Source organism: Pseudomonas sp. Q11 (genome assembly GCF_024494355.1).
Classification (GTDB): domain Bacteria; phylum Pseudomonadota; class Gammaproteobacteria; order Pseudomonadales; family Pseudomonadaceae; genus Aquipseudomonas; species Aquipseudomonas hefeiensis.
Window position 1 is genome coordinate 73,610 of record NZ_JAKNQY010000019.1, and the last position, 22,695, is coordinate 96,304.

A 22,695-nucleotide genomic window follows, 5' to 3' on the forward strand; every position below is an offset into this window, starting at 1 on the left:
CATCGCGAGCAACTCGCACACAAGGTGCCCCATGAACTATTTCCTGGCCCAGGCCCTGAACAATCAGTGGGCCAATCACCGACTACTCACTGCCTGTGCGCAGTTGAGCGAGGCCGAATATGAGGCTCCGCGCACGGGGTTCTTCCCGTCCATCCAAGCCACCTTTTGCCACATCCTGGAAGTGGACCGCTATTACCTCACCGCCCTGGAAGGCGACCGTGACGGCCAGATAAAGGACTTCTCCCAGACCCTGGCCTTTGCCCAACTGCTGCGCAACCAAACTCAAACCGACCAGTGGCTGGTGGCGTTCTGCGAAGCCCTGCGGGAAAAAGACCTCTCCCGTTTCGTCGATCTGGTGCGTGTCGACGGTGTGGTGCGCGAACGAATCGACCGGCTGCTGTTGCACCTGTTCGAACATCAGATCCATCATCGTGGACAGGTCCACACCATGCTCAGCGCCGCCCACGTCGAGCCGCCGCAACTCGATGAATTCTTCCTCGACTGCGACCGCAAGTTTCGCGAAGAAGAGGAGCAGCAACTGCTGCTCGGCGAAGACCGCGTCTGGCGTAACTACCTGCCAGACTGAACCGATGATCCAACAGGAGACCTGCCATGAAACACATACTGGGTTGCATCGGCTTATCGTTGATGCTGGTGGCAACGACCGTTCTGGCCCATCACGGCTGGAGCGAGTACGACACTGACAACGCCCTGCAACTCAGCGGAACGATAGAAGAATCCGGCTATTCGCACCCCCATGGCTTCGTGCGCCTGAAAACGGCGGACAAAACCTGGACCGTGGTCCTCGCCCCGCCGTCACGCATGGAGAACCGAGGCCTGAGCAAGGACATGCTCAAGCCTGGCACTCAGGTGGGCGTGGCCGGCTATGCAAACCGCAACAAACCCGATGAGTTGCGCGCAGAACGCATCACCGTCGACAACAAGACCGTCGAGTTGCGCTGATGCAGGCCATCGAGGCAGGCAACGACCCGCAGGGCTGGCTGGACCAACTGGAGGGTTCGTCCCTGGCGGTGGCCATGCGCGGCGAGCTGTGGCTCTACCCGTTGGTGGAGGTGGTACACATCATCGGATTTTCGCTGCTGGTGGGCGCGGTGGTGATGTTCGATCTGCGGGTGCTTGGGGTGTCCAAGGACATTGCCGTGACGGCGTTGGCCCGCCATCTACTGCCGTGGGCCCTTGCGGCCCTGCTATTGATCGTGCCCGCCGGCTTGATGATGTTCAGCGCCCATCCCCATGACTTCGCCGGCAACGGCGTGTTTATCCTCAAGCTGTGCCTGATTGCGACAGCGGGCCTCAACGCCCTGGTGTTTCACCTCGGCATTTATCGCACGGTCAGCCAATGGAACACCGCCAGCGCGGCACCAGGACTGGCAAAAGCGCAGGCGGTGCTGTCCGTGGCGGTATGGTTCGCGGTGGTGTTGTGTGGGCGTTTGCTGGCCTATACCTGAAGGCGGCTCTGCGTTGCTTCATCTTCGCGCCAGCGCATGCCGCACGCACTGTTCGTAGTAAGTCTGTTTGATGGCGGCGGGCTTGAGACGTGAAGCGCTGTTATAGGTCTGCTCGGTGATACCCAGGGCGGTCATGCGCATCCATGGCCGGGGGAACTTGCGCACCTGCAACCTCTTGCGCGCGCCATACAGACTGATCCCGGAGAGTTTCGACGCCTGGGCGCCAGCGGCAATGTCCGAACCCCAGCGGCATACCGATTGCTGGTTTTTCGCCAGTGCCTTTGCCTGAGCTTCAAACGAAACGACGACCAGGAAAAACGTCACCACGACCCACATAGAAATCCGCATAGGTTTGTCGCCCAACTTTCTGAAATAAAAGAAGTTTGACAACGTTGGAAAGAGCAAGGGGCCAGCACGGCTACGCAACTCCATATAGAGAAATTTTTTCTCTGTGGGAGCAAGGCTTGCCCGCGATAGCCGCACCGCGGTCGAACAACTGAACCGCGTTATCGTTCATCGCGGGCAATCCTTGCTCCCACAGATCCCCTCACCACAAGCAAGCTCCCTCGTCACGGGTTACTGGCTCGCCTTGGCTTCCTGCAACAACTGCTGGATCACCTGCTCCTGCTCGCCATAGCGTCCCTCGCCAAAGTGGCTGTAGCGCACCTGTCCCTTGGCATCGATGAAGTAGTGGGCGGGCCAGTACTGGTTGTTGAAGGCGCGCCAGATTGCATATTGGTTGTCGATCGCCACCGGGTAGTTGATCCCCAGTTTGCGAACCTGCTCGCGCACGTTGTCGATGATCTTCTCGTAGCCGTATTCCGGCGTGTGCACGCCGATCACCACCAGCCCATCTTTCTCATACTTGCGCGCCCAATCGTTCACATAGGGCAACGTGCGCTGGCAGTTGATGCAGTCATAGGTCCAGAAATCCACCAGAACCACCTTGCCCCGCAGCGACTCGCTGCTCAACGGTGGCGAGTTCAACCATTGCACGGCGCCTTCCAGTGGCGGCATGTTGCCCTGAGGCTGAAGCGATTCCAGGGGTGCTGCGCTGGCCTTTTCGACCAGGTAATCGATGACCTTGGGCACATTCTTCAGTAACCCCTGCTCCAGGGTCGTAGCCCCTTGGGAGGAGGTACTGGCCAACAGCCGATCATCGGCACCCGTGCCAATCGCCACAGCCGCCAGCAAGACCACAACACCGGTGCCCCGGCGCAGCCAAGTGGTGATCGGCAATGAGAGCTTGAGGCGGTCGGCCAATCCGCGCCCGGCCAGGATCAGCACACCCAGCGACAAGGCACTGCCCAGCCCGTAAGCGAGCAGCAGCAGGCTGGTTTCAGCGCTCGCGCCTTGCAGCATGGCCCCGGTCAGAATCACCCCGAGTATCGGCCCGGCGCACGGCGCCCAGAGCAACCCGGTGGCGACCCCGATCAGCACCGAGGCCACCGGCCCGGCCATCCGTCCGGCGCCGGCATCAATACGGTTGCCCAGGCTCACCAGCGGTCGCGCCAGCCATATACCGACGCGGCTGAACATCAACGACAAGGCAAACAGCACCATCACCCACAGGGCAACTTGCCGGCCAACGCTGCTGGCTCGCACGACCCACTCACTGCTGACCACCGCCAGGCTCGAAACCAGGGCAAACGTCAGTACCATGCCGGCCAGCGTCAGCAGGACCGAGCCCCGCGAGCGATTGGCCCGGGCAAACAGAAACGGCACCACCGGAAGGATGCAGGGACTGAGGATCGTCAGGATCCCGCCCAGAAAAGCGATCAGAAGCATGGCAACACCTCAACGGTAGGTAGATAGACAGAACACACCAAATCGGGCGGCGCCTCTGTGGGAGCAAAGCTTGCTCGCGATAAACGACGACGCGGTTATTGCCAGGAATCGAGGCGCCTGCATCGCGAGCAAGCTTTGCTCCCACAGATTTACTGTCACAGGTTGGCTGCCACGGCGAGTCAGTTCTGGTTGCTGCAGTTGTCAGCCAACTTGCGATAGTCCAGCGCCTGCTTGTGGCCCGCTGAGTCAAGGTAGGTCATGCGGGCATTCACCACGCCGCAGGTCGGGTTCGGATCTTCGCTGAACGACAGGACCTTCTGGATATCCAGGTGGGTGCCGTAGGCGTAGGTCTGAGCCTGGACGTGACTCTCGGCCCGGGCCGATAAGGTGCAGATGTTCAGCGCGGCGAAGAGGCAGGCGGCGTAGACGGCTTTGGTGTTCATGGCGGTATCCTCGATGCATTCAATGGGTGTGTTTTTCGGCCGGGGCGTGTTGTGCCGCCTCGATGGATGCCATTGAATGCCCTTGAGGTATCGCGTCTGTATCGGGTAACGCGGCTTTTTGAATCCCTGTGTATCCGCCGCGCGCCAGATACACTGCAATACAAACCGTCTCGAGCCGGGCCGGCCGGCGTCTGTAGACTGATCACACCGAAACGCCAAGGGGCAGAACACCATGGATCACGTCGATCATGTGTTGATCGTGGATGACGATCGCGAAATCAGAGAGCTGGTAGGCAACTACCTGAAAAAGAACGGCCTGCGTACCACCGTGGTTGCCGATGGCCGGCAGATGCGCGCCTTTCTGGAGACCACCCCGGTGGACCTGATCGTGCTGGACATCATGATGCCGGGCGATGATGGCCTGGTGCTGTGCCGGGAACTGCGCGCTGGCAAACACAAGGCCACGCCGGTGCTGATGCTCACCGCCCGCAACGATGAAACCGACCGCATCATCGGCCTGGAAATGGGCGCCGACGACTACCTGGTCAAACCCTTCGCCGCCCGGGAGTTGCTGGCGCGGATCAATGCCGTGCTGCGGCGTACCCGCATGTTGCCACCCAACCTGGTCGTCACCGAAAGCGGTCGCCTGCTGGCGTTCGGTCGCTGGCGCCTGGACACCACCGCCCGGCATCTGCTGGACACCGACGGCACGATGGTCGCCCTGAGCGGTGCCGAATATCGCCTGTTGCGAGTGTTCCTCGACCACCCGCAGCGGGTGCTCAATCGCGATCAGTTGCTGAACCTGACCCAGGGCCGGGACGCTGACCTGTTCGATCGCTCCATCGACCTGCTGGTCAGCCGCCTGCGTCAACGGCTGCTGGATGATGCCCGGGAGCCCGCCTACATCAAGACCGTGCGCAGCGAAGGTTATGTGTTCGCGCTGCCGGTGGAGATCCTTGAGGCTTCGGTATGACCCTGTCGCTACGCTGGCCGCGCACCCTGGCCTCGCGCCTGTCGCTGATCTTCCTGATCGGGCTGATCCTGGCCCAGGGCCTGTCGTTCGGCGCCCAGTACTACGAGCGCTACCAGAGCGCCAAGACCACCATGCTCGGCAACCTGGAAACCGACGTCTCGACCTCCGTGGCCATTCTCGATCGTTTGCCGGCTGCCGAGCGCCAGGCCTGGTTGCCGAGACTCGCCCGACGCAACTATGGCTACTTGCTCGATGAAGGTCAGCCAGGCCAGCGAATGCTTCCTGACAACGCGCCGGTGTCGGTGAGTTCGATCCAGGAGGCCATCGGCCACGCCTACGCCCTGACGTTCACCAACATTCCCGGACCGCATCAGCACTACCAGGCCCACCTGCGCCTGGCCGACGACAGCCCGCTGACCATCGACGTGCGGCCGGCGATGATGCCCCTCTCCCCCTGGCTCCCGGTGGTGTTGCTGGGGCAACTGGCGCTGTTGATCGGCTGCACCTGGCTGGCCGTGCGCATCGCCGTCGGTCCTCTGACCCGTCTGGCCCAGGCAGTTGAAACCCTGGACCCGAATGCCCACAGCGTACGCCTGGACGAAAAAGGCCCGACCGAAGTGGTCCATGCCGCCAAGGCGTTCAATGCCATGCAGGACCGTATCGCCGCCTACCTCAAGGAACGCATGCAGTTGCTGGCGGCGATTTCCCATGACTTGCAGACGCCCATCACACGTATGAAGCTGCGCGCCGAATTCATGGACGACGGCATCGAAAAGGACAAACTGTGCAGCGACCTGAGTGAAATGGAGCACCTGGTGCGCGAAGGCGTGGCCTATGCCCGCAGCATTCATGGGGCCACCGAAGCCAGCTGCCGCATCAACCTGGATGCGTTTCTCGATAGCCTGGTGTTCGACTATCAGGACACCGGGCAGGACGTGCAGTTGTCCGGGAAAAATGCCGCGGTCATCGACACCCGGCCCCATGCCCTGCGCCGGGTACTGGTCAACCTGGTGGACAACGCCTTGAAGTTCGGCGGCGCGGCGCAGATCCAGGTGCAACCTGCCGACAACGGGCAACTGATGATCCAGGTGCTGGACCGTGGTCCCGGCATCAATGAGCAGGAGCTGGCCGAGGTGCTCAAACCCTTCTACCGGGTGGAAAACTCGCGTAACAGAGAGACCGGTGGGACCGGATTGGGGCTGGCCATCGCCCAGCAACTGACGATCGCCATGGGCGGTTCGCTGACCTTGAGCAATCGTGACGGCGGCGGGTTGTGTGCCGAGTTGCGGCTGAGGGTCGAAAGTTAACGGGCAACCAAACTGTGGGAGCGGGCTTGCTCGCGAAGGCGTCGGCACGTTCAACAATGATGTAGCCTGACAGTCCGCTATCGCGAGCAGGCTCGCTCCCACAAAGGTTCAACCCAGGCTTCAATGTTATCGGGCTTTGTATGCCAATGTGTCCGCCACAGGCAGGGGTACACAGGCTTGCAAACAGCCGCATTGCAGACACACCCCACTTACAGCCGTTTGAAAAACTCCCTCGTGTCCCCGGTTGCTATTCACGGCCGGGCCCTCACCCCCAAGGAGCCTTCTCATGCCTGCTTCCACGTTTCGTTTCCAGGGCTGGTCGCTGTTCAGCCTGCTCGCCGCCCTGGTACTGTTGATGACCGCGCTGACCCTGGCGCTCAACCCGGACCTGACCGAGGGTGTGCGCAGCGCCATCCGCGCCACGGCCCGCTCATCCTTCGCCCTGTTTCTGCTGGCCTTCACCGCCTCGGCGTTCGCCGTGCTAGTGCCGTCGCCCCTGAGCCGGGCCCTGGTCCGCGAGCGACGTTTCATCGGATTGGCCTTCGCCTTTTCCCATCTGGTGCACGCCGTGCTGATCTACAGCTACGGCCAGCTCAACCCCGAGTTCTGGCCGGGTCGCACCACCCTTGGCAATGTCCCCGGCTCCGTCGGCTACGTGTTCATCCTGCTGCTCGCCCTGACCTCCTTCAAAAGCACCACACGCCTGATTGGCGCCAAAGCCTGGAAACGCCTGCACGTCAGCGGTATGTGGGTGCTGGTGGCGATCTTTGCCTACTCCAACTTCAAGCGCATTCCCATGAGTGCCTGGTACGTGCTGCCCTTCGGCCTGACCTGCGCCGCCATCGCGGTCCGTCTGGTGGGCAAGCTCGCCCAGGCCAACTCGCGCCGAAAGAATTCATCCCTGTTGGGCCGCGCAGCAGCCGCTCCGGTTGCCACTGACAAACCGAACTGAGCCCTGGGGGATCGATCATGTCTGCAAATGTTTTGAAAGGCCTGCGCATAACGCTCGAACAGGCGGGGACATGGCTAGGGCCATTGGGCCTGCGCCTGTTCCTGGCCTGGGAGTTCTTCGAATCCGGTCGGGAGAAATGGCAGGGCGAAAACTGGTTTGCCCAAATCCAGGCTGCATTCCCCTTCCCCTTCAACCACCTGCCGGCCAGTTGGAACTGGGAACTGTCGATGTGGGCCGAACTGCTCTGCGCCCTCGCCCTGCTGATGGGCCTGGGCACTCGCCTTTCGGCGCTGGTATTGATGGTCGTCACGGTCGTCGCCACCGCCGCCGTGCACTGGCCGGCGGATTGGTCAACCTTGAATGAACTGGCCCAAGGGTACGCCATCACCAACAAAGGCCATGGCAACTTCAAACTGCCGTTGATCTATCTGGTGGCGTTGTTGCCGTTGGTGTTGCAGGGGGCCGGGAAGTTGAGTGTGGATGCGCTGCTCACTCGTGGATACCGCCGATAACATTGTCTGATACATACTCCTGTGGGAGCGAGCCTGCTCGCGATAGCGGTATCCCAGCCAACCTCGATGTGACTGGTCCACCGCTATCGCGAGCAGGCTCGCTCCCACAGGAGGGTTCTGCGTTTAACTGCCCGATTGCGCTTGCCCCCCGACAACCCCTTCCCTGTGCATCTGGCGCAACAACATAACCGCGCTGTCCATGAATTCGCTTGAATCCACCCCCGCCTCCCGTGCCAGCGCCAACAACTGGCCGCGCCCAGCCAAGCCGGGAAACTGCCCGATACGCTGCAACAAGCGCCAGGCCAATGGACTGAGCTCAGAAAAGCGCACCGCAAACCCAGGCGTTCGCCGCACCAGCAGCAGCGTCGGTTGCGGCGGTGGCGTCGAGGGCTGGTAGCCCGGCGCCAGGCGATGGACCGGCCAGAGGTACACCAGCGGCCAGGCCAAAGGTGAAACACGCAAAGGCCGATCGAGCAATGCTGCCTCGTCAGTAGCCGGCAGCGACTCGGCTTGCGCTTGCAGCAGCGCCATTTCGACCCACTCGTAGTGAGCCAGCTCAGCCATGAACGCCGGTTCGTCAGGCGATTGCCGGGCCGCGAGATAACCCACGAACTCTCCCGAGATCTCTGCGAACCGCGGTGCGACGCAACGATGCTCACGCAAGAAGCGGCGTACGCAGACCCGCCAAGCCTCCTGCCCGAGCACGCTCACCAACACCGGAAAGGTGCCACTGAGCAACGCGCGCATGTTCTCGAAAATCAGGTCGCGATATACCTGTGCCCGGGCCACGTCCATGCCGGGCGGAATCGGACAGTGTTCAGGGTCGCGCAGGTAGCGGGTCAACACCTGTTGCTGTTGCTGCAGTGTCTGCATGATTTCAGCCATGGGCCACCGCCTGCCCTGGCTCGGCCTGAAGCTGCAATCGGCGAATAGTCTGCAGTTCGGCGACCAGCACGGCGTAGGGCGGGAAATTGAAGTCCCGTTCAAGCAAGGTCGGCTGCACACCGAAACGTGCGTAGGCCTGGGCCAGCAAGGCCCATACCACCGGTTTGACCGGCGCGCCATGACTGTCGATTTTCAAGGTATCGGACTCGTCGTAGTGCCCGGCCACGTGCATGCCCACCACCCGCCCAGGCTCAAGGCCGGCCAGGAATGCCTGGGGATCGAAGCCATGATTGACCGAGTTGACGTAGACGTTATTGACGTCCAGCAGCAGGTCGCAATCAGCTTCGTGCAAGACCGCACGGGTGAATTCCAGCTCCGACATGTCCTGTTGCGGTGCGGCGTAATAGGAGACGTTCTCCACCGCCAGGCGCCGTCCCAGAACGTCCTGGGCCTGCCGGATCCGCGCCGCTACGTGATGCACCGCTTCCTCGGTAAAGGGCAACGGCAGCAAGTCATACAAGTGCCCTTCATCGCCGCAGTAGCTCAGGTGCTCGCTGTACATCGGTACGTTGAAGCGTTCCAGGAAATCGCGCACCTGCGTCAGAAACGCCAGGTCCAGTGGCGCCGGTCCGCCCAGAGACAACGACAGGCCATGGCACGACAACGGATAGCGTTCGGCCAGCCAATGCAAAGCGGCGCCATGAGCGCCGCCAATGCCGATCCAGTTTTCCGGGGCCACTTCGAGAAAGTCGAAATCCCCGGCGGGCGCCTCGCGCAGTTCATCGAGCAAGGCGCGGCGCAGGCCCAGGCCTACTGAGGGTTTGGAAATTGAGGGTGTGGCCAGTATGGCGGGGCCTTTCAGGCCTGAATGTTGAGGCATGGCACATCTCCTTGGGGTAAGAGATGGGAAGCCTTGAAGGACGATTGCCAATCAGTCTGTAAAAACCAAACCCTGTGGCAAGGGAGCTTGCTCCCTCGCCACAGTTGTTTGCTCAACAGGGCATCGCTGTGACTGGCGCCCGCCCCATCAGGCTTCCCACCAGTGAAAGTCAGGACTCGATAGCCGCCCCACACTTACCCTCGCCGCATTTGCCTTCGGCGCTCTTCGCCTGGCCCGCCAGGTATTTCTCGGCTTCAGGCAGCGAGATGCCGCCGTCATGGTTGGCGTCGATCTTGTCGTACTCAGCCGCGCGCTCTGGCGCCGCCGCGATGAACTCCTCGCGCGAAACCTTGCCGTCGTGATTGGTATCGGTCTTGGCGAATTTATCTTCGCCACACTTGCCCTCAGCGGGTTTCTTCACCGAATCGGCCGCCGCCAGGGTGTAGCCCTGGGCCAGGTCGTTCATGGTCAGGGCCGAGGCCGCGGTGGAAAGGCCAAGGCCGCCGACCAGGGCCAGACCGAGTGCAAGAGACGAACTGCTGGAGAAGTTGAGCATGGGGTGTTTCCTCGAAAGATCAAATACGCCAGTCACCCGCACCGGGAATCGGTGTCGGCTGGCAGGCGTAGTTAACCGTCGATGTGTATCCGGGCTGTGTCGCCGGCCGAGGTGAAGACAAGCAGGTGTATCCAGGCCGCTCCGATACACACTCCGATACACGCCCACGTCGGGCCCGCCCGCGAAAAAATCTAAACCTTGAGCGGCCTGCATTGGTCCAGTCCTGTATGACCGTCAACGCTGCAGACCTGCTGCGGCCGATTAAACGAGGGACAGACATGACCATGACCGTGGGTGATTTTCTGGTTGAACGCCTTTACCAATGGGGGGTTCGTCGTATTTATGGCTATCCGGGCGATGGCATTAACGGCGTTTTTGGTGCATTGAACCGCGCCGATGGAAAAATCCGCTTCATCCAGGCGCGTCACGAGGAGATGGCGGCTTTCATGGCCTGCGCGCATGCCAAATTCACCGGCGAGCTAGGGGTGTGTATTGCCACCTCGGGGCCGGGCGCGTCTCACCTCATAACAGGCCTCTACGACGCCCGAATGGACCACATGCCCGTCCTTGCCATCAGCGGCCAGCAGGCCCGCGCCGCACTGGGCGGGCACTACCAACAGGAACTGGACCTGGTCAGCCTGTTCAAGGACGTCGCCGGAGCCTTCGTCCAGCAAGCCAGCGCACCGTCCCAAGTGCGCCATCTGATCGACCGCGCCGTGCGCACGGCGGTCGGCAAGCGTCGGGTCACGGCGCTGATTCTGCCCAATGACCTGCAGGACATGGAGTACACAGCACCACCCCACAAGCACGGTACGGTCCATTCCGGCGTCGGCTACCGCAAACCCAAGGTCGTGCCCTATGAAGAGGATTTGCGCAAAGCGGCCGAAGTCCTCAATGCCGGCAAGAAAGTCGCGATCCTGGTCGGCGCCGGCGCGCTGCAAGCCACCGATGAGGTGATTGCCATCGCCGAAAAACTGGGCGCCGGCGTGGCCAAGGCCCTGCTGGGCAAGGCTGCCGTGCCGGACGACCTGCCTTGGGTCACCGGCGCCATCGGCTTGCTGGGCACCGAGCCCAGCGACAAGCTGATGGCCGGCTGCGATACATTGCTAATGATCGGCTCCGGCTTCCCCTATGCCGAATTCCTGCCGCCCGAAGGCCAGGTCCGGGGGGTGCAGATTGACATTCAGCCGGACATGCTCAGCCTGCGTTACCCCATGGAAGTCAATCTGCAAGGTGACAGCACCGACACCCTGCGGGCCCTGCTGCCGCTGATCGAAGAAAAAACCGATCGCGCCTGGCGCAAGAAAATCGAGCATTGGCGAGCAGACTGGGACAAAACCCTTGAAAACCGCGCCCTCGTGTCGGCCAAGCCCATCAACCCACAGCGGGTCACGTTCGAGCTGTCCCCGCGCTTGCCGGATCGCGCCATCATCACCTGCGATTCCGGGTCTTGCGCCAACTGGTTCGCCCGGGATATCAGGATTCGCCGCGGCATGATGTGTTCGTTGTCCGGTGGACTGGCATCCATGGGTGCCGCCGTGCCCTATGCCATCGCCGCGAAATTCTGCCACCCTGATCGACCGGTGGTCGCTCTGGTGGGAGATGGCGCGATGCAGATGAACAACATGGCCGAACTGATCACCGTCGCCAAATACTGGCGTACCTGGGCCAATGGCACCTGGATCTGCGCGGTATTCAACAACCAGGACCTGAACCAGGTGACTTGGGAACAGCGGGTGATGGAGGGCGATCCTAAATTCGAGGCATCCCAGAACATCCCTGACGTGCCCTACCACCAGTTCGCTGAATCCATTGGCCTGAAGGGCATCCTGGTGGAGCATGAAGACAATGTGGCTGCCGCCTGGGAGCAAGCGCTAGCTGCGGACCGTCCGGTGCTGATTGAGTTTCGGACCGATCCCGACGTGCCACCGTTGCCGCCACACATCAAGCTGGAACAGGCGAAGCAATTTGCCTCGACTTTGCTGCAAGGCGATCCGAACCAGCGCGGCATCGTTGTGCAGACCGCCAAACAGGTACTCAGCAACCTGCTGCCGGGTCATCGCCAAGACAAGGAGTGAGGCGCCACCCTGCGACGGTCGTTTTGCTTCAAGGCCAATAACCAGGCGCCTCTGCGCCGTGTCAGCTGTCGGATCGGTTAAGTTAATTGAGCCGACAGCCGATACAGAGGCGTGCGGGATATTTCGCGTTTAGCTGATGGCTTGTTTATGACTGAAGATGCTGGCAACGACTCCACCGTTTCGCCCCCAGGCCTGCCCAGCCAAAGTTTTACCCGTCGCACCTTCCCGGCCATCATGCTTCTGCTGTTCGTCATGTCGGCACTGGCGATCGCACTATTGCTCAACATTACCGGGGCCCAGGATGAGCGCGCCCGTGAACAGAGCCAGTTTTTCGCCCAGCGCGCCATCGACGGTATCCGCGCCGGCATCGGACGGGATCTGAGTGACTATTCCAAGTGGAGCGACGCCTACCGGCATCTGCACGTCGAAATGGATAAAGACTGGGCCTATGACCAGGAGAACGTCGGCAGCAGCGTTTTCGGGCTCTACGGCTACCAGGCGGTGTTTGTCATTTCCCCGACAGGCAAGACCATCTATTCGGTCATCAATGGCGATATGAGTGAGGTCGACGCCGGCACATGGCTTACCGGTGACCTGCAAGCGCTGGCGAAGAAAGCCAGCGCCCCGCAGAACCGCGATGAAGTCATCGTCGAGCTGCTGCATCACGACGGCGTGCCCGCGTTCGTCGCCGCCTCGGCCCTCACCGTCGGCACCGACGACAGCGTGCCCGAAATCCCGGGCCCACCCAGTTTGCTGCTGTTCGTGAAAGTCCTTGATGCCGCCTCCTTACAAAACCTGGCGCGGGACTTTGCCCTGCCGGGTGCCCACATCACCGATGCGCCGGAGCAGATCGGCACCGCCCGGATATCCCTTGACGGCCAGTCCGACGAGGCTTTGGCCTGGCATCCGCAGACCCCCGGCAACGACCTGCGCAAGGTACTGCTGCCCTTGCTGGTCCTGGCACTGCTGGTCTTGGCGATCCTGGCGCTGGCGGTGCTGCGCCATGCCCTGGTCATGCTTCGCGCCCAGGAACGTCAATACGCCAGCCTGTTGGCCCACCGCAAGGCACTGGAACATAGCGAAGAACGCTTTCGGGACATTGCCGAAGTGTCCTCCGACTGGTTATGGGAAGTGGATTCGACCGGGACGCTGACCTACCTGTCGGAACGTTTTGAACAAGTGACCGGCTTCAACCCCACCCAATGGCTGGGCAAGCCCCTGCACAGGCTGCTCCATCCCCACGGCGGCTCGATTTCGATTGCCCAATGGCTGCTCGGCGGAGCCAACAGCGACTCGGCGGCCCCGTTGTTATGCGAGTACACCGCGCGCAATCAACGCATCCGCACCTGCAAGCTTTCGGTGCGGGCCATTGAAGCCGGTGCCCAAGGCTTTCGGGGCACCGCCACCGACATCACCGAGGAGCTACGGGCGCTGGCCCAGATCAAGCACCTTTCCCTGCACGACCCGCTGACCGGGCTGGCCAATCGAAACCGGCTGTTTGATTGCCTCAGCGAACACCTGGACCCGGCCGATGGCGCACCGCTGGCGGTGCTGAACCTGGACATGGACCGGTTCAAGCCGGTCAACGACTCCCTGGGGCATGCCGTGGGCGACAAGGTGCTGCGGGAAGTGGCCCATATCCTTCAGCAAAACGTGCGCAGTTCCGACCTGGTGGCCCGTCTGGGCGGTGATGAGTTTGTCATCGTCATGCCTGATCCCGGCAGTGCCCAGGACCTGGAGCAACTCTGTGAACGCCTGATCGATTGCATGCAACGCCCCATGCACCTGGACGGCAATACCTTGTACCTGGGCGTGAGCATCGGTGTGGCCTGGTCGCAACCCGGTGACGAACGCGCCACTGAACTGTTGCGCCACGCGGACATCGCGTTGTATGCGGCCAAGGCGGCGGGTCGCAACACCTGGCGGGTCTATGAGGAGGCGATGGGCAACATCGCCCGCGACCGTCGGCGCTATGAGCAGCAACTGCGCGACGCCATGCAAAGCGAGCAACTGGAGCTGCGTTACTTGCCTCGCTTCGATGTGTGCGCCGAACAACTGCACGGCTTCGAGGCCCAGACTTTCTGGCACCACCCCGAGAAAGGTGAACTGGGCGGAGCGGACTTCATTCCGATCGCCGAAACGTCTGGCCAGCTGGAAGAGCTGGGAACCTGGATGTTGATCAACGTCTGTGAAGAAGCCGTGACCTGGCCCACCGCTGTCAACGTTTCCATCGCGGTTTCGCCCAAGTGGTTCAGCAGCAGCTTCTTACTCAAGCAGGTGCGAACGGCCCTTGAGACAAGCGGCCTGGCCCCCCACCGCCTGACCCTCGAAGTGGCTGAAGGGGTTCTGCTGAGCGACCACAAAACGGTCGCCAGTACCCTTCATGCGCTCAAGGACCTTGGCGTGTGCATCAACATCGACAAGTTCGGCACCAGTATCGCCTCCCTTCGCGAGGTATTGAACCAGCCGTTCGATGGCATTCGCTTCGATCGCAACATCCTGGCTCAACTGGGCCTGGAGCATGATCAGGAAGGCGTCCTGGCGATGATCCGACTCAGCCGCAGCGTGGGGCTGATGGTCACCGCCGAAGGCATCGAGAACGCCCGGCAATTCAGCCAGTTGCGCAGCGTGGCCTGCGACCACGTTCAAGGCCCCTACTTCGGCTCGGCCCTGGCCCGCTCGGAAATGGCCTCGTTCTTTACAACGCCCCGGTGGTTATAGGCCATCGTTCTGGCTTATTTGAAACCACTCTTTGCGCTCATCCAGCGTGTGCCGAATCAATTCGACAAGCATCTGCACTTGCGGCATGTCCTGGGCGTGACTGCCCACGGCCATCCATAACTGACGCTGCATCGGGCACTCGAACACCCCCGGCAACGCGATCAGACCACGGTCCAAGCGACTCATGTACTGAGGCAACAGCCCGATGCAGGCGCTGCAACGAATCATTTCCAGCATCAACGCGTAGGATTGCACCTGCACCACGCCCGCGCGGCGTTGCTCCATCAGAGCGTTCCACGGCGCAAAGCTGTCCACCTGACAGTCTGGCTGCCATTGCACAAGCATGTAGTCGCTCAGGTCGTCCAGACAACCCGGGCGGCTAGCCGGGCGTGAGTAGCGCTTGGCGATGTGTGGCACATAATCCAGCCGCGCCAGTTGCTCTGGCGCTTGCGTGGAAAAACTCGGCCCCGGCCCCAATGCGTGCGAGTCACTCAACCACAGCACCAGGTCGGCACTAATGGCTTGCAGCGCCAGCTCACTGTCCAGGGTGATGATCTGCAACCGCACACTGGCATTGCGCCGCAGCAAAGAGATCAGGTCACGGCCCAGGATATCGTGCAGAATCGCCTCGGCCACGGCCAGGCGGACCCGCGGCTGATCATTCAGGGGCACTGGGCCTTCGTGGACCTGTGCAATCAATCGCGCCTGCAATTGCCGGCCCTCGCGACTGAGGGTCAAGGCGCTGCCCTGGAAACTGAACAGCGGCCGTTGCAGCGTCGCCTCCAGATGCGCCAACTGCTTGCGCAGCCAGGTGGCTTTGACGTTCAGGCTGCGAGCCGCTTGCATGAAACAGCCGCAACGGGCGCTGACCAGAAAACACTGCGCCACCTGAGGCGCAATGTCCGATGCCAGGGCCAGCCAGGGCTCAGCAACGCGCAACGGTGCGCGATACTCGGTGACAGCCTGGCGTCCTGCGGGCTCGGTAAATGACATAGGTGACTCCCTGTCGGTTGTACGGGACAAGCGTTGATGCACACTCCAGCCAAGCATAATTCCCGTGGCGAGGGAGCTTGCTCCCGCTGGGCTGCGCAGCAGCCCCCATGAGGTTACCGCGGTCCTCCAGCGGGAATCTGGATATAGCTTTTTGGGGCCGCTTCGCAGCCCAGCGGGAGCAAGCTCCCTCGCCACAAAAGCTAGTGGTCTGTACGGTTAATTCGAGTACACAAGTTCTGGCGCCGAAGTTGAGTGCACAAATTAGCCACACAGGCCAATAGGTGTGGGCTTGGTTAACGCGCCTCCTCCAGCACCTTGCTCAACTGTGCGCCATCAATGCTCAGGGTCGCGGTGTCAAGCATGCCGTCAAGGTAAGCCTTGGCAATCTGCTCCTGGCGCTGGGCACGCAAGGCCTGGGTCAGGCGCTCGCGTACTTCATCCAGGGTTGCTTCCCGAGGTGGCTGTTGTTCAGTGAGTTTGATCACATGGAACCCCGCCGCGCTCTGCACCGGGTCCGATACGCCACCGAGCTTCAAACGCGCCACAGCCTCACGCACTTGCGGCACCAGTTGCTGCAAAGGTTGCAGGCCACTGTCGCCACCGCGCTCGGCACTGGTGCGATCCTGGGAAAAACGGCTCGCCAGGGCGGCGAACTCTGCCGGCGACGCCTGGGCTTTCTGGCTCAACTCGACGGCTCTGCGGCGCGCTGCCTCCACGGTTTGCGGCTCGGTCGCGGCCAGGAATATCTGGCTAACCCGGTACAGCGCCGGCACTGCCCAGTTGGCTTTCCCGGCCTCGTAAGCCTGCTGCAATTCCTCCTCACTGGGATACTCGGCCGGCACCTGACTAACCGACTGCAAGTAATCACGAAACACGATCTGCTCGGCCGCGGCCCGGGTCTGGCGTTCCACCTCCGGGCGCTGACGCCAGCCCTGGGCATCGGCCTGTTCCAGCACGGCTTTTTCTGCCAGCCGCGTACGGATCCAACCCTCCAGGACCGCTCGGTTGCCGAGCATCTGCTGACGAACTTCCGGCGCCAGAGCTGACAGCAACACTTTGAGCTCTTGCGGGCTGACTTGCTGGTTGCCCAAGCGGGCCAGACTCAGCGAATCGGCCGAGGCAACACTCACGGTCTGCACCGCGGCTACCGGATCGCTGCCCGGCCTCAGGCCGAGCACAACAGCCACGGCGACCAGGCCCAACGCGGCGGCGCTGATAACAAAGGTCGGTTTTTTCACGATGCGCTGGCCTCCTCCATCGGGAGCTCGGCGGGTTCAACCTGGGGCTGCATCCGTGCCGCGTTCTGGCTGTACTCGCGCAGATAAACAATGAATTCCTGCAACAGGCGATCCCACAACTCCAGGTTGCTGCGCAAGTGATCAGCGCTGACACCCGCCGCGACCACAACATCCATTTCCATCACCAGGAACTCACCCTGCACCGACAACCTTGCAAAACGCCGCGAAGCGTTCCATAGCTCGGCCAGACCGGCCGGCAACTCACCCTGTACCCGCAAGGCGCAACTGAAGGTGAAGTCCAGATACTGATCAGGCGCGGCCGACAGGTTGCCGAAGCGCACCGCATAACCGATGCCCTGGCTGGCGCTAAGCAGTTGCACGATGCCGTTCTGTTCCGTTTCGTTGACCCGGTACCCGGCGGCTTGCAACAGCTCGGTCAGGGACGTTGGGCTGACGTGTTCAATCAATGAAGTCATGGTCGACTCTTCCTTGCGCTATCAATGGGTGATCGAGGCCTGGGGCGCATCGAAACGGTTTTTGTAGAGGTCATCGCCAAAGCCCTGGGCCAGCTCTTCGAAACGCACCCGGGTCTTGGCGGCGAAGGGCTGGCGGATTTTCATGACGTCGGTGACGTCAATGGTTTCGTAGGCGTGGAGCAGCGTCTTGGCGACTTCGTACATCTGCTGATTCTTGACCGAACATTGCTGCACTTGTGTGTCACGCTCACTCAGCTGACCTTCCAGCCGAGCACGTTCGGCTTCCTTGCCACGGGCCAGGACCAGCAACTCGTCATAGGCTTTCTTGAACTTGCCGATCTGGTCGTTGCTGGCCGCCACCTGGGCCTGGGCCTGGCTTCGCAGGTTCTGCTCGTGCCCGGCCAGTTGCTCGTTCAGGGCCTGGGCCTTGCTCAACTGCGCGGTCAATTGCTTGATCTGCTCCTGGGCTTGCCTGGCCTGGTCTTGCGCCGCCTGCCGGGCGGCGCTGGCCTGGGCCTGTTCACTCTGCAAGGTTTGCAACTGTGCGGTGGTGCTGCGCAATTGCGCCCGCAGGCGCTCTTCCATTCCTTCGCCGTGAGCCGTGCCGCCTAACAGCAGACCCAGCACCAGCAACGCGACCGGACAATGGTTCATGGCTCGCCTTTTCATGAGGCCTCCCTGCGCTTAGAAGCGCGTGTTGATTTCAAGCTGCAAGACATCGATGTCATACGGCGCGCCGTACACCGCTTCGGAACTCAGCCAGCGACCGGTGGCAAAGACGTTGTTCGCCAGACCATAGTTGCCGCCCAGGAAGTAACCTTTGGCATTGGTGCCACCCAGGTGAAACGACGAATCGTTGAAACCGTCCGGCAAGGCATCCGGCTGGATGTACTTGTAGCCGGCGAACAGGTTCCAGTCGCCCCGGCGCTTGAGTTCCAGTGAGTTACCCAAGGTGAACTGGAGCATCCAGGCGTTGGCGCCGCTTTCCACCTCACCGTTTTCGTCCAGGTTGTTGGCGAACTGGCCTTCGGAGCGCTTGCGCATCTCGCTTTCGTCGTAGCCCAGGTTATGCACGTAGTTGGCCTGGCTGCGCAGTTTCAGGTCTTGCGGCAGATCGGTGTCCCACTCCAGATTCAAATCCAGCAGGTTGAACTCCGAGGCCAGGCCGACATACTGCGGCTGGGGCGTGGTGGACGGGTTGAGAGGATTGGGCGTGATGTCCCGCAGCAGGAACACCGTGTTGCCTTTCTGCATGAACGCCACGCGCGAGCCATCGCTGTCGCAACCCGGGTCACCGGCCCACGGCTCGCACGGCGAGGAGCGCTGGCCTTCGATATCGTCGAAGCGGTAATAGGCGAACGCGCCCTTGACGCGGTTGCTGTCGTTGATCGCCCACTTGGCCCCCAACTGCGCCCCGTACAGCCACTTGTTGTCGCTCTCCTCTTTGTCGGAACCGTTGCTGGTACTGGTGTCGTTGGTGTACTCCACCGGGAACGCACCGACGGTGCCGAACAGGCCCCAGTCCTGATTGAGCTTGCGGTTGAAAATCGCCGCTACGCCATCAAAATTCAGGTCACCGGAATACAACAGGTCGGTGGAGTAAAACGGATTGGCGATTCGCCCGCCGGTCAGGGTCAAGTCGTCCGAGGGTTTCCAGGTCAGGTAACCCTGGTCGAGCCAGATGTCCTTCTTGCCGAAACCGCCACCCAGGGTCTGGGTGGTGGACACCGGGTTGTTGTCCGAGCCGGTACCGATGCGAATGCCGGCGGTCCATTGCGGAGCGATCACGGCCTTCATGCCCAGGCGTGCGCGCAGGCGGAACAGGTTTTCCCGGTCTTCGCGAGTGTTGAGCAACGGCGGCAGACTGGAGCTGCTGTTGGGATTGACGTCGTACGGTCCTCGGTCATTGAGCCGGGAAAAGTCGACAATTTCGTTACTGTTGTTGCCCGAGTAGTAGCGCGACTCATCGCGCAGACGAATGTCGCCATCAAAACTGATCCGCGAGACCCAATCCGGAAAGGTGTTGGGCTGGGCCCAGTTTTCCTGCTTGGCGGTGGCCATGACTTCAGCCTTGACCTGATCGCGGATCTGCTCGCGCACGATGTTTGGCACGTATTGCACCCGCACATCCCCCGGTGCGCCGGCCGGTGTTGCGACGACCGCCGTGGCCGCCTGGCGGGCCTGCACGGCTTCACGCTCAGCCTGGGCGATCAGGCCCTCGGCCTGGTCCTGTTTCAAGACGCCCTGCTGTACCAGCAGGCGGATCAGATTGATCGTGGCGTTTTCCGACGGCGCCGGGGCGGCGGCCGCGTGCCCGGCCAGGCTCAATACAACCAGGCCGATTGCCCAAGACAATCGATTCACATTGGAAATCATCTGCACACAACTCCTGTTCGCAAACTTTCAAATATTCGGTTAACCCGGACGCCGTCCCTGCAAGGACAGGCGCACGGGCAAAGTCAGGGAGGCCGGTGGCCGCTCACTCAGATGGGGGGCGGTGCGCAAGGCGGCAATGACTTGTTCATCCACCTGCCGGTTGCCGCTGGACTTGACCAGCTCGACCCGGGTGATTTCGCCCACGGCACTCAGCCAGACGTCGGCCTGCAGTGAGAAAGCCAGGCTGCGCAGTTCGGGGTTTTCCCGAAGCAGGCGCTGGAAGGTGAACGCCAGGAACTGGCTGTAGGTGCCGTTACCCAGGCGTCCGCCTCCAGCCCCGGCCATGCCACCGCCCTTGCCCGCACCGATGTTGAACGCGTCGTTGCCGGCCTGGGCATCACCGTCCATTTGCATGGGGTTTTCCAGGTCATCCACCGGTGACGGCGGCGCTTCTTCTTCGGGCTTGATCTCCTCGGGCTCCGGGGTCGGTTCTGGCTCGAGCACTTTCTCCTCGACCTGGGGCTCCGGCTCCTTGGGTTTTTCCGGCGGCGGCGGTGGCGGCGGTGGCAGCGGAATAATGGTTGGCACCTTCGGCGCTTCACGGCGCACGCCACTCATGTCGTTGGCCCATTGCCACAGCAGCCAGGCCGCCACGGCGCCCAGCACCAGGGCGCCAGCCCACTTGAGCAGGCGCAGTGGCGCGTTCTTCACCGGGGGTGGGTTGATGGGAAGTTTGGCGGTCATGGTCAGCCCTGGCTCGGTTTGCCGGTCACAAGACCGACCTGTGACAATTCCAGGCGCCGCAACAGATCCAGCACTTCGATGACTTTCTGGTACTGCACCGTGGCGTCGCCGCGCACGATCACCGGAAAGTCCGGGCTCTGGGCCTTTTCGATACGCAGGCGCTCTTCCAGCTCGCCCAGGGTCACCGGGTAGGCATCAAGGAACACCTGCCCGCCGTCGTTCACCGAAATGGCCTTGGTCTTGGCTTCGGACAACGACACCGAGGCGCTGGCCTTGGGCAGGTTGATCTGGATACCCGACACCTGCGCCGTAGCGGTGAGGATGAACATCACCAACACCACCATGAGCACGTCCACCAACGGCGTGACGTTGATACTGTCCACCGCTGCGTCATCGTCGTCATCGTGTGAAGCGTTTACGCTAGCCATGACTGCGCTCCTCAGGCCGGTACGGGCGATTGAACGTGATGGTCACGGCGATGCGCCGCTTCACCGGACTGTCCTTCGCCGTGCATCTCCGCCAGGCGCGTGATGAACTCGTCGACGAACACCCGCATGTCGGCGCTGACTTCCTTGTTGCGGGTGATCAGCCGGTTGTAGCCAAACAGCGCAGGGATCGCGACGAACAAGCCCATGGCGGTGGCGAGCAATGCCGCGGCCATGCCCGGGGCAATGGCGTTGATGTTCACGTCACCGGCCATGGCCGTGCCGAGGAACACCACCATGATCCCCAGCACCGTGCCGAGCAGGCCGATGTACGGCCCGCCGGCGATGGCATTGGACAGGGTCGAGAGTTTCGAGCTCAGTTGCTGGTTTTCCCGGGTGCGCACACCATCCATGGAGCAGCGGATCGCTTCGATGGTGGCGGCCGACACCGACGAGGTATCGGCGCCTTGCTCGCGACGGGTGCGGATCTCCTTGACCGCCACCAGGTACAACCGCCACAGGGACGAATGTTGCAGGCGCTGGGCGAGGTCCTGGTCGTCGGCGAACATTTCCAGGCGCGTGCCGATCGCGGCGAACTGCTCACGGAAGGCTTCGTTGGCGGCACTGAGGCGGCTGACCATGCGGTTCTTGCGGATCATGATGACCCACGACTGGAACATCATCAGCACCAGCACCGCGATGATCACCCAGGCGTCCAGCGGCACAGCGTTGAGCAGGAAACCCAGGCTGCCGAAACCGAAGCCGGACTGCTCTTCATCGACACCATAGGCCACCAGTTTTGATTCGGCGCCCTGGGCATTGGCATCAGCCAACAGCAGCGGCGCCGGACGGGCGATCTTGGACAGACGCACCTCGTCCATTGCCCCGCTGAACGGCACGAAAGTCTCGCTGGGGAGATCAGTTGAAAGGTCGGTGACCAGCCCCGTGGCAAGCCCCGTAGAAAGATCGGCCCCCAGGGCGATCGGCGAATTGAACGCAGGCATCGCCACCGCCAGGCTCGCGGTTTCACGACCGTTGACGTACAGCACGACCCGGTCGCCCGAGGCGGTCAACGCCAGGTGTTGCCATTGACCGGGGTTCAACGGTTGAGTCGAGACCGCACGCTGACCGTCAATGTCCAGGAACGGCACACCCTGGTTCACCCCCACCAACAGGCTGGCGGCGACCTCACGGCGGGCCAGGATCACCTGTTCACCGCTGGCCTGATCCTGGCGCAGCCAGGCGCTGAATGTGAACGCCGCACCGGCGCTGTGCTGCAATGAAGGGCTGGCCGGCAACAGCAGCGGCTGGCCGTTGAATTGCAAGGCCCGACCGATCACGCCATCGATGCTGGTACCAGCGGCGCCCTGGGCATTGTTGCCATACGCCGTGGCGTCCCGGGGCGGTACACCGGCGGCGCCGTCGAAGTGGTAAAGGGCGGTGTAATCCGGGTCGAAGGTCAACTGACCGCTGCCGGTGGCCGGCGCCTTCTGGTTGCCGTAGTACATCCACAGATCCTGACGCTGGCCACCCTCCACGTTCGGTACATCGATCCAGATCAAGGCCATCCCCATCAACGGGTCGAAGCTTTCGATCTGGTGATTGAGCACGGTCTTGTCATCGGCACTGACAAAACGCAGGTCCGAGCCATCATCCTTGACACCGTCGAAGGTGAAGTTGCCGGTGTGCAGGCGTACCAGCAATGCGGTGCGGCCCAGGGCCTGGCTGATCGCCGCGCCTTGGGGCGTGGTGTCCACGGAAATTTGTTTGCGATAGTGCCAGTCGTCCTGCCACCAGGCGTTGGCCGTGGCTGGAAGCACCAGCCCCAGGCAGATAAACAGGGATAACAATAAGCGTTGCATGGACATGACTCCTAGGT

At 62.0% G+C, this 22,695-nt stretch carries 23 protein-coding genes; 9 read left to right on the top strand and 14 right to left on the bottom strand.

Translation table 11 applies throughout. The features are described from left to right. Positions 1-31 precede the first annotated feature (31 nt). From MA884_RS19505 to MA884_RS19515, 3 genes are read left to right on the top strand one after another with little or no spacing between them, the layout of a single operon-like run. Positions 32-586, top strand: coding sequence for a DinB family protein (locus MA884_RS19505; protein WP_256232015.1), 555 nt, complete (start codon positions 32-34; stop codon positions 584-586). Positions 587-612: 26 nt separating this feature from the next. After that, positions 613-963: a DUF6152 family protein gene (locus tag MA884_RS19510; protein WP_256232016.1), complete on the top strand. Its 351-nt coding sequence runs from the start codon at positions 613-615 to the stop codon at positions 961-963. Next, entirely contained in the window at positions 963-1,469 is a 507-nt protein-coding gene (locus tag MA884_RS19515; protein WP_256232017.1) for a DUF6644 family protein, read from the top strand. Before MA884_RS19510 ends, MA884_RS19515 begins: the two co-directional genes overlap by 1 nt. An 18-nt stretch (positions 1,470-1,487) precedes the next feature. On the opposite strand, the gene MA884_RS19520 is transcribed toward MA884_RS19515, so the two are convergent. The 3 genes from MA884_RS19520 to MA884_RS19530 form a co-directional block, all read right to left on the bottom strand. Beyond that, complete coding sequence (locus tag MA884_RS19520) at positions 1,488-1,817, bottom strand: hypothetical protein (RefSeq protein WP_256232018.1); 330 nt, start codon at positions 1,815-1,817, stop codon at positions 1,488-1,490. A gap of 228 nt (positions 1,818-2,045) precedes the next feature. Next, complete coding sequence (locus MA884_RS19525) at positions 2,046-3,257, bottom strand: cytochrome c biogenesis protein DipZ (RefSeq protein ID WP_256232019.1); 1,212 nt, start codon at positions 3,255-3,257, stop codon at positions 2,046-2,048. Positions 3,258-3,436: 179 nt separating this feature from the next. Beyond that, entirely contained in the window at positions 3,437-3,700 is a 264-nt protein-coding gene (locus tag MA884_RS19530) for a DUF2790 domain-containing protein (RefSeq protein ID WP_256232020.1), read from the bottom strand. 232 nt (positions 3,701-3,932) lie between these two features. On the opposite strand from MA884_RS19530, the gene MA884_RS19535 reads away from it, so the two are divergent. The 4 genes from MA884_RS19535 (at position 3,933) to MA884_RS19550 (ending at position 7,444) form a co-directional block, all read left to right on the top strand. Then, positions 3,933-4,673 (top strand): response regulator, encoded by a 741-nt coding sequence (locus MA884_RS19535; protein ID WP_256232021.1) that lies wholly within the window; start codon positions 3,933-3,935, stop codon positions 4,671-4,673. Continuing rightward, positions 4,670-5,980, top strand: coding sequence for an ATP-binding protein (locus tag MA884_RS19540; RefSeq protein WP_256232022.1), 1,311 nt, complete (start codon positions 4,670-4,672; stop codon positions 5,978-5,980). Before MA884_RS19535 ends, MA884_RS19540 begins: the two co-directional genes overlap by 4 nt. Before the next feature lie 286 nt (positions 5,981-6,266). Next, entirely contained in the window at positions 6,267-6,932 is a 666-nt protein-coding gene (locus tag MA884_RS19545; RefSeq protein WP_256232023.1) for a ferric reductase-like transmembrane domain-containing protein, read from the top strand. Positions 6,933-6,949: 17 nt separating this feature from the next. After that, positions 6,950-7,444, top strand: a complete 495-nt coding sequence (locus MA884_RS19550; protein WP_256232024.1) for a DoxX family protein — start codon at positions 6,950-6,952, stop codon at positions 7,442-7,444. 123 nt (positions 7,445-7,567) lie between these two features. Here the strand turns inward: MA884_RS19550 and MA884_RS19555 are convergent, their stop codons facing one another. From MA884_RS19555 to MA884_RS19565, 3 genes are all read right to left on the bottom strand, one after another. Beyond that, complete coding sequence (locus tag MA884_RS19555; RefSeq protein ID WP_256232025.1) at positions 7,568-8,329, bottom strand: DUF2063 domain-containing protein; 762 nt, start codon at positions 8,327-8,329, stop codon at positions 7,568-7,570. Continuing rightward, positions 8,322-9,209 carry a DUF692 domain-containing protein gene (locus tag MA884_RS19560; protein WP_256232026.1) on the bottom strand — a complete coding sequence of 296 codons (888 nt, stop codon included), beginning with the start codon at positions 9,207-9,209 and terminating at the stop codon, positions 8,322-8,324. Before MA884_RS19560 ends, MA884_RS19555 begins: the two co-directional genes overlap by 8 nt. Before the next feature lie 169 nt (positions 9,210-9,378). Continuing rightward, positions 9,379-9,765, bottom strand: coding sequence for an EF-hand domain-containing protein (locus MA884_RS19565; RefSeq protein WP_256232027.1), 387 nt, complete (start codon positions 9,763-9,765; stop codon positions 9,379-9,381). Between the two features lie 278 nt (positions 9,766-10,043). Here MA884_RS19565 and MA884_RS19570 point away from each other — a divergent pair, with 278 nt between their 5' ends. Beyond that, positions 10,044-11,843, top strand: a complete 1,800-nt coding sequence (locus tag MA884_RS19570; protein ID WP_256232028.1) for a thiamine pyrophosphate-requiring protein — start codon at positions 10,044-10,046, stop codon at positions 11,841-11,843. Positions 11,844-11,990: 147 nt separating this feature from the next. Further along, positions 11,991-14,564 (top strand): EAL domain-containing protein, encoded by a 2,574-nt coding sequence (locus tag MA884_RS19575; RefSeq protein WP_256232029.1) that lies wholly within the window; start codon positions 11,991-11,993, stop codon positions 14,562-14,564. Here the strand turns inward: MA884_RS19575 and MA884_RS19580 are convergent. The 8 genes from MA884_RS19580 to MA884_RS19615 form a co-directional block, all read right to left on the bottom strand. Then, positions 14,559-15,557: a LysR family transcriptional regulator gene (locus MA884_RS19580; RefSeq protein WP_256232030.1), complete on the bottom strand. Its 999-nt coding sequence runs from the start codon at positions 15,555-15,557 to the stop codon at positions 14,559-14,561. The genes MA884_RS19575 and MA884_RS19580 overlap by 6 nt on opposite strands. 293 nt (positions 15,558-15,850) lie before the next feature. Further along, the gene (locus MA884_RS19585; RefSeq protein ID WP_256232031.1) at positions 15,851-16,795 is read right to left on the bottom strand and encodes a peptidylprolyl isomerase; all 945 of its coding nucleotides are present in this window, start codon (positions 16,793-16,795) and stop codon (positions 15,851-15,853) included. Beyond that, positions 16,792-17,271, bottom strand: a complete 480-nt coding sequence (locus MA884_RS19590) for a YbjN domain-containing protein (RefSeq protein ID WP_256232032.1) — start codon at positions 17,269-17,271, stop codon at positions 16,792-16,794. Before MA884_RS19590 ends, MA884_RS19585 begins: the two co-directional genes overlap by 4 nt. A gap of 21 nt (positions 17,272-17,292) precedes the next feature. Further along, positions 17,293-17,940, bottom strand: a complete 648-nt coding sequence (locus MA884_RS19595) for a DNA repair protein (RefSeq protein WP_256232033.1) — start codon at positions 17,938-17,940, stop codon at positions 17,293-17,295. Positions 17,941-17,955: 15 nt separating this feature from the next. After that, positions 17,956-19,647, bottom strand: coding sequence for a putative porin (locus MA884_RS19600; protein ID WP_256232034.1), 1,692 nt, complete (start codon positions 19,645-19,647; stop codon positions 17,956-17,958). Positions 19,648-19,686: 39 nt separating this feature from the next. Next, complete coding sequence (locus MA884_RS19605) at positions 19,687-20,391, bottom strand: energy transducer TonB (protein ID WP_256232035.1); 705 nt, start codon at positions 20,389-20,391, stop codon at positions 19,687-19,689. Positions 20,392-20,393: 2 nt separating this feature from the next. After that, complete coding sequence (locus tag MA884_RS19610) at positions 20,394-20,819, bottom strand: biopolymer transporter ExbD (protein ID WP_092455456.1); 426 nt, start codon at positions 20,817-20,819, stop codon at positions 20,394-20,396. Positions 20,820-20,830: 11 nt separating this feature from the next. Further along, complete coding sequence (locus MA884_RS19615) at positions 20,831-22,678, bottom strand: DUF2341 domain-containing protein (RefSeq protein ID WP_256232036.1); 1,848 nt, start codon at positions 22,676-22,678, stop codon at positions 20,831-20,833. Between the last annotated feature and the right edge of the window lie 17 nt (positions 22,679-22,695).

Coding starts and splice junctions, on each gene's coding strand:
- MA884_RS19565 (WP_256232027.1), bottom strand. CDS start 9,765: ATGCTCAACTTCTCCAGCAGTTCGTCTCTTGCACTCGGTCTGGCCCTG.
- MA884_RS19540 (WP_256232022.1), top strand. CDS start 4,670: ATGACCCTGTCGCTACGCTGGCCGCGCACCCTGGCCTCGCGCCTGTCG.
- MA884_RS19525 (WP_256232019.1), bottom strand. CDS start 3,257: ATGCTTCTGATCGCTTTTCTGGGCGGGATCCTGACGATCCTCAGTCCC.
- MA884_RS19520 (WP_256232018.1), bottom strand. CDS start 1,817: ATGCGGATTTCTATGTGGGTCGTGGTGACGTTTTTCCTGGTCGTCGTT.
- MA884_RS19570 (WP_256232028.1), top strand. CDS start 10,044: ATGACCATGACCGTGGGTGATTTTCTGGTTGAACGCCTTTACCAATGG.
- MA884_RS19595 (WP_256232033.1), bottom strand. CDS start 17,940: ATGAAAAGGCGAGCCATGAACCATTGTCCGGTCGCGTTGCTGGTGCTG.
- MA884_RS19555 (WP_256232025.1), bottom strand. CDS start 8,329: ATGGCTGAAATCATGCAGACACTGCAGCAACAGCAACAGGTGTTGACC.
- MA884_RS19580 (WP_256232030.1), bottom strand. CDS start 15,557: ATGTCATTTACCGAGCCCGCAGGACGCCAGGCTGTCACCGAGTATCGC.
- MA884_RS19600 (WP_256232034.1), bottom strand. CDS start 19,647: ATGATTTCCAATGTGAATCGATTGTCTTGGGCAATCGGCCTGGTTGTA.
- MA884_RS19515 (WP_256232017.1), top strand. CDS start 963: ATGCAGGCCATCGAGGCAGGCAACGACCCGCAGGGCTGGCTGGACCAA.
- MA884_RS19590 (WP_256232032.1), bottom strand. CDS start 17,271: ATGACTTCATTGATTGAACACGTCAGCCCAACGTCCCTGACCGAGCTG.
- MA884_RS19605 (WP_256232035.1), bottom strand. CDS start 20,391: ATGACCGCCAAACTTCCCATCAACCCACCCCCGGTGAAGAACGCGCCA.
- MA884_RS19575 (WP_256232029.1), top strand. CDS start 11,991: ATGACTGAAGATGCTGGCAACGACTCCACCGTTTCGCCCCCAGGCCTG.
- MA884_RS19610 (WP_092455456.1), bottom strand. CDS start 20,819: ATGGCTAGCGTAAACGCTTCACACGATGACGACGATGACGCAGCGGTG.
- MA884_RS19545 (WP_256232023.1), top strand. CDS start 6,267: ATGCCTGCTTCCACGTTTCGTTTCCAGGGCTGGTCGCTGTTCAGCCTG.
- MA884_RS19535 (WP_256232021.1), top strand. CDS start 3,933: ATGGATCACGTCGATCATGTGTTGATCGTGGATGACGATCGCGAAATC.
- MA884_RS19505 (WP_256232015.1), top strand. CDS start 32: ATGAACTATTTCCTGGCCCAGGCCCTGAACAATCAGTGGGCCAATCAC.
- MA884_RS19615 (WP_256232036.1), bottom strand. CDS start 22,678: ATGCAACGCTTATTGTTATCCCTGTTTATCTGCCTGGGGCTGGTGCTT.
- MA884_RS19530 (WP_256232020.1), bottom strand. CDS start 3,700: ATGAACACCAAAGCCGTCTACGCCGCCTGCCTCTTCGCCGCGCTGAAC.
- MA884_RS19560 (WP_256232026.1), bottom strand. CDS start 9,209: ATGCCTCAACATTCAGGCCTGAAAGGCCCCGCCATACTGGCCACACCC.
- MA884_RS19550 (WP_256232024.1), top strand. CDS start 6,950: ATGTCTGCAAATGTTTTGAAAGGCCTGCGCATAACGCTCGAACAGGCG.
- MA884_RS19510 (WP_256232016.1), top strand. CDS start 613: ATGAAACACATACTGGGTTGCATCGGCTTATCGTTGATGCTGGTGGCA.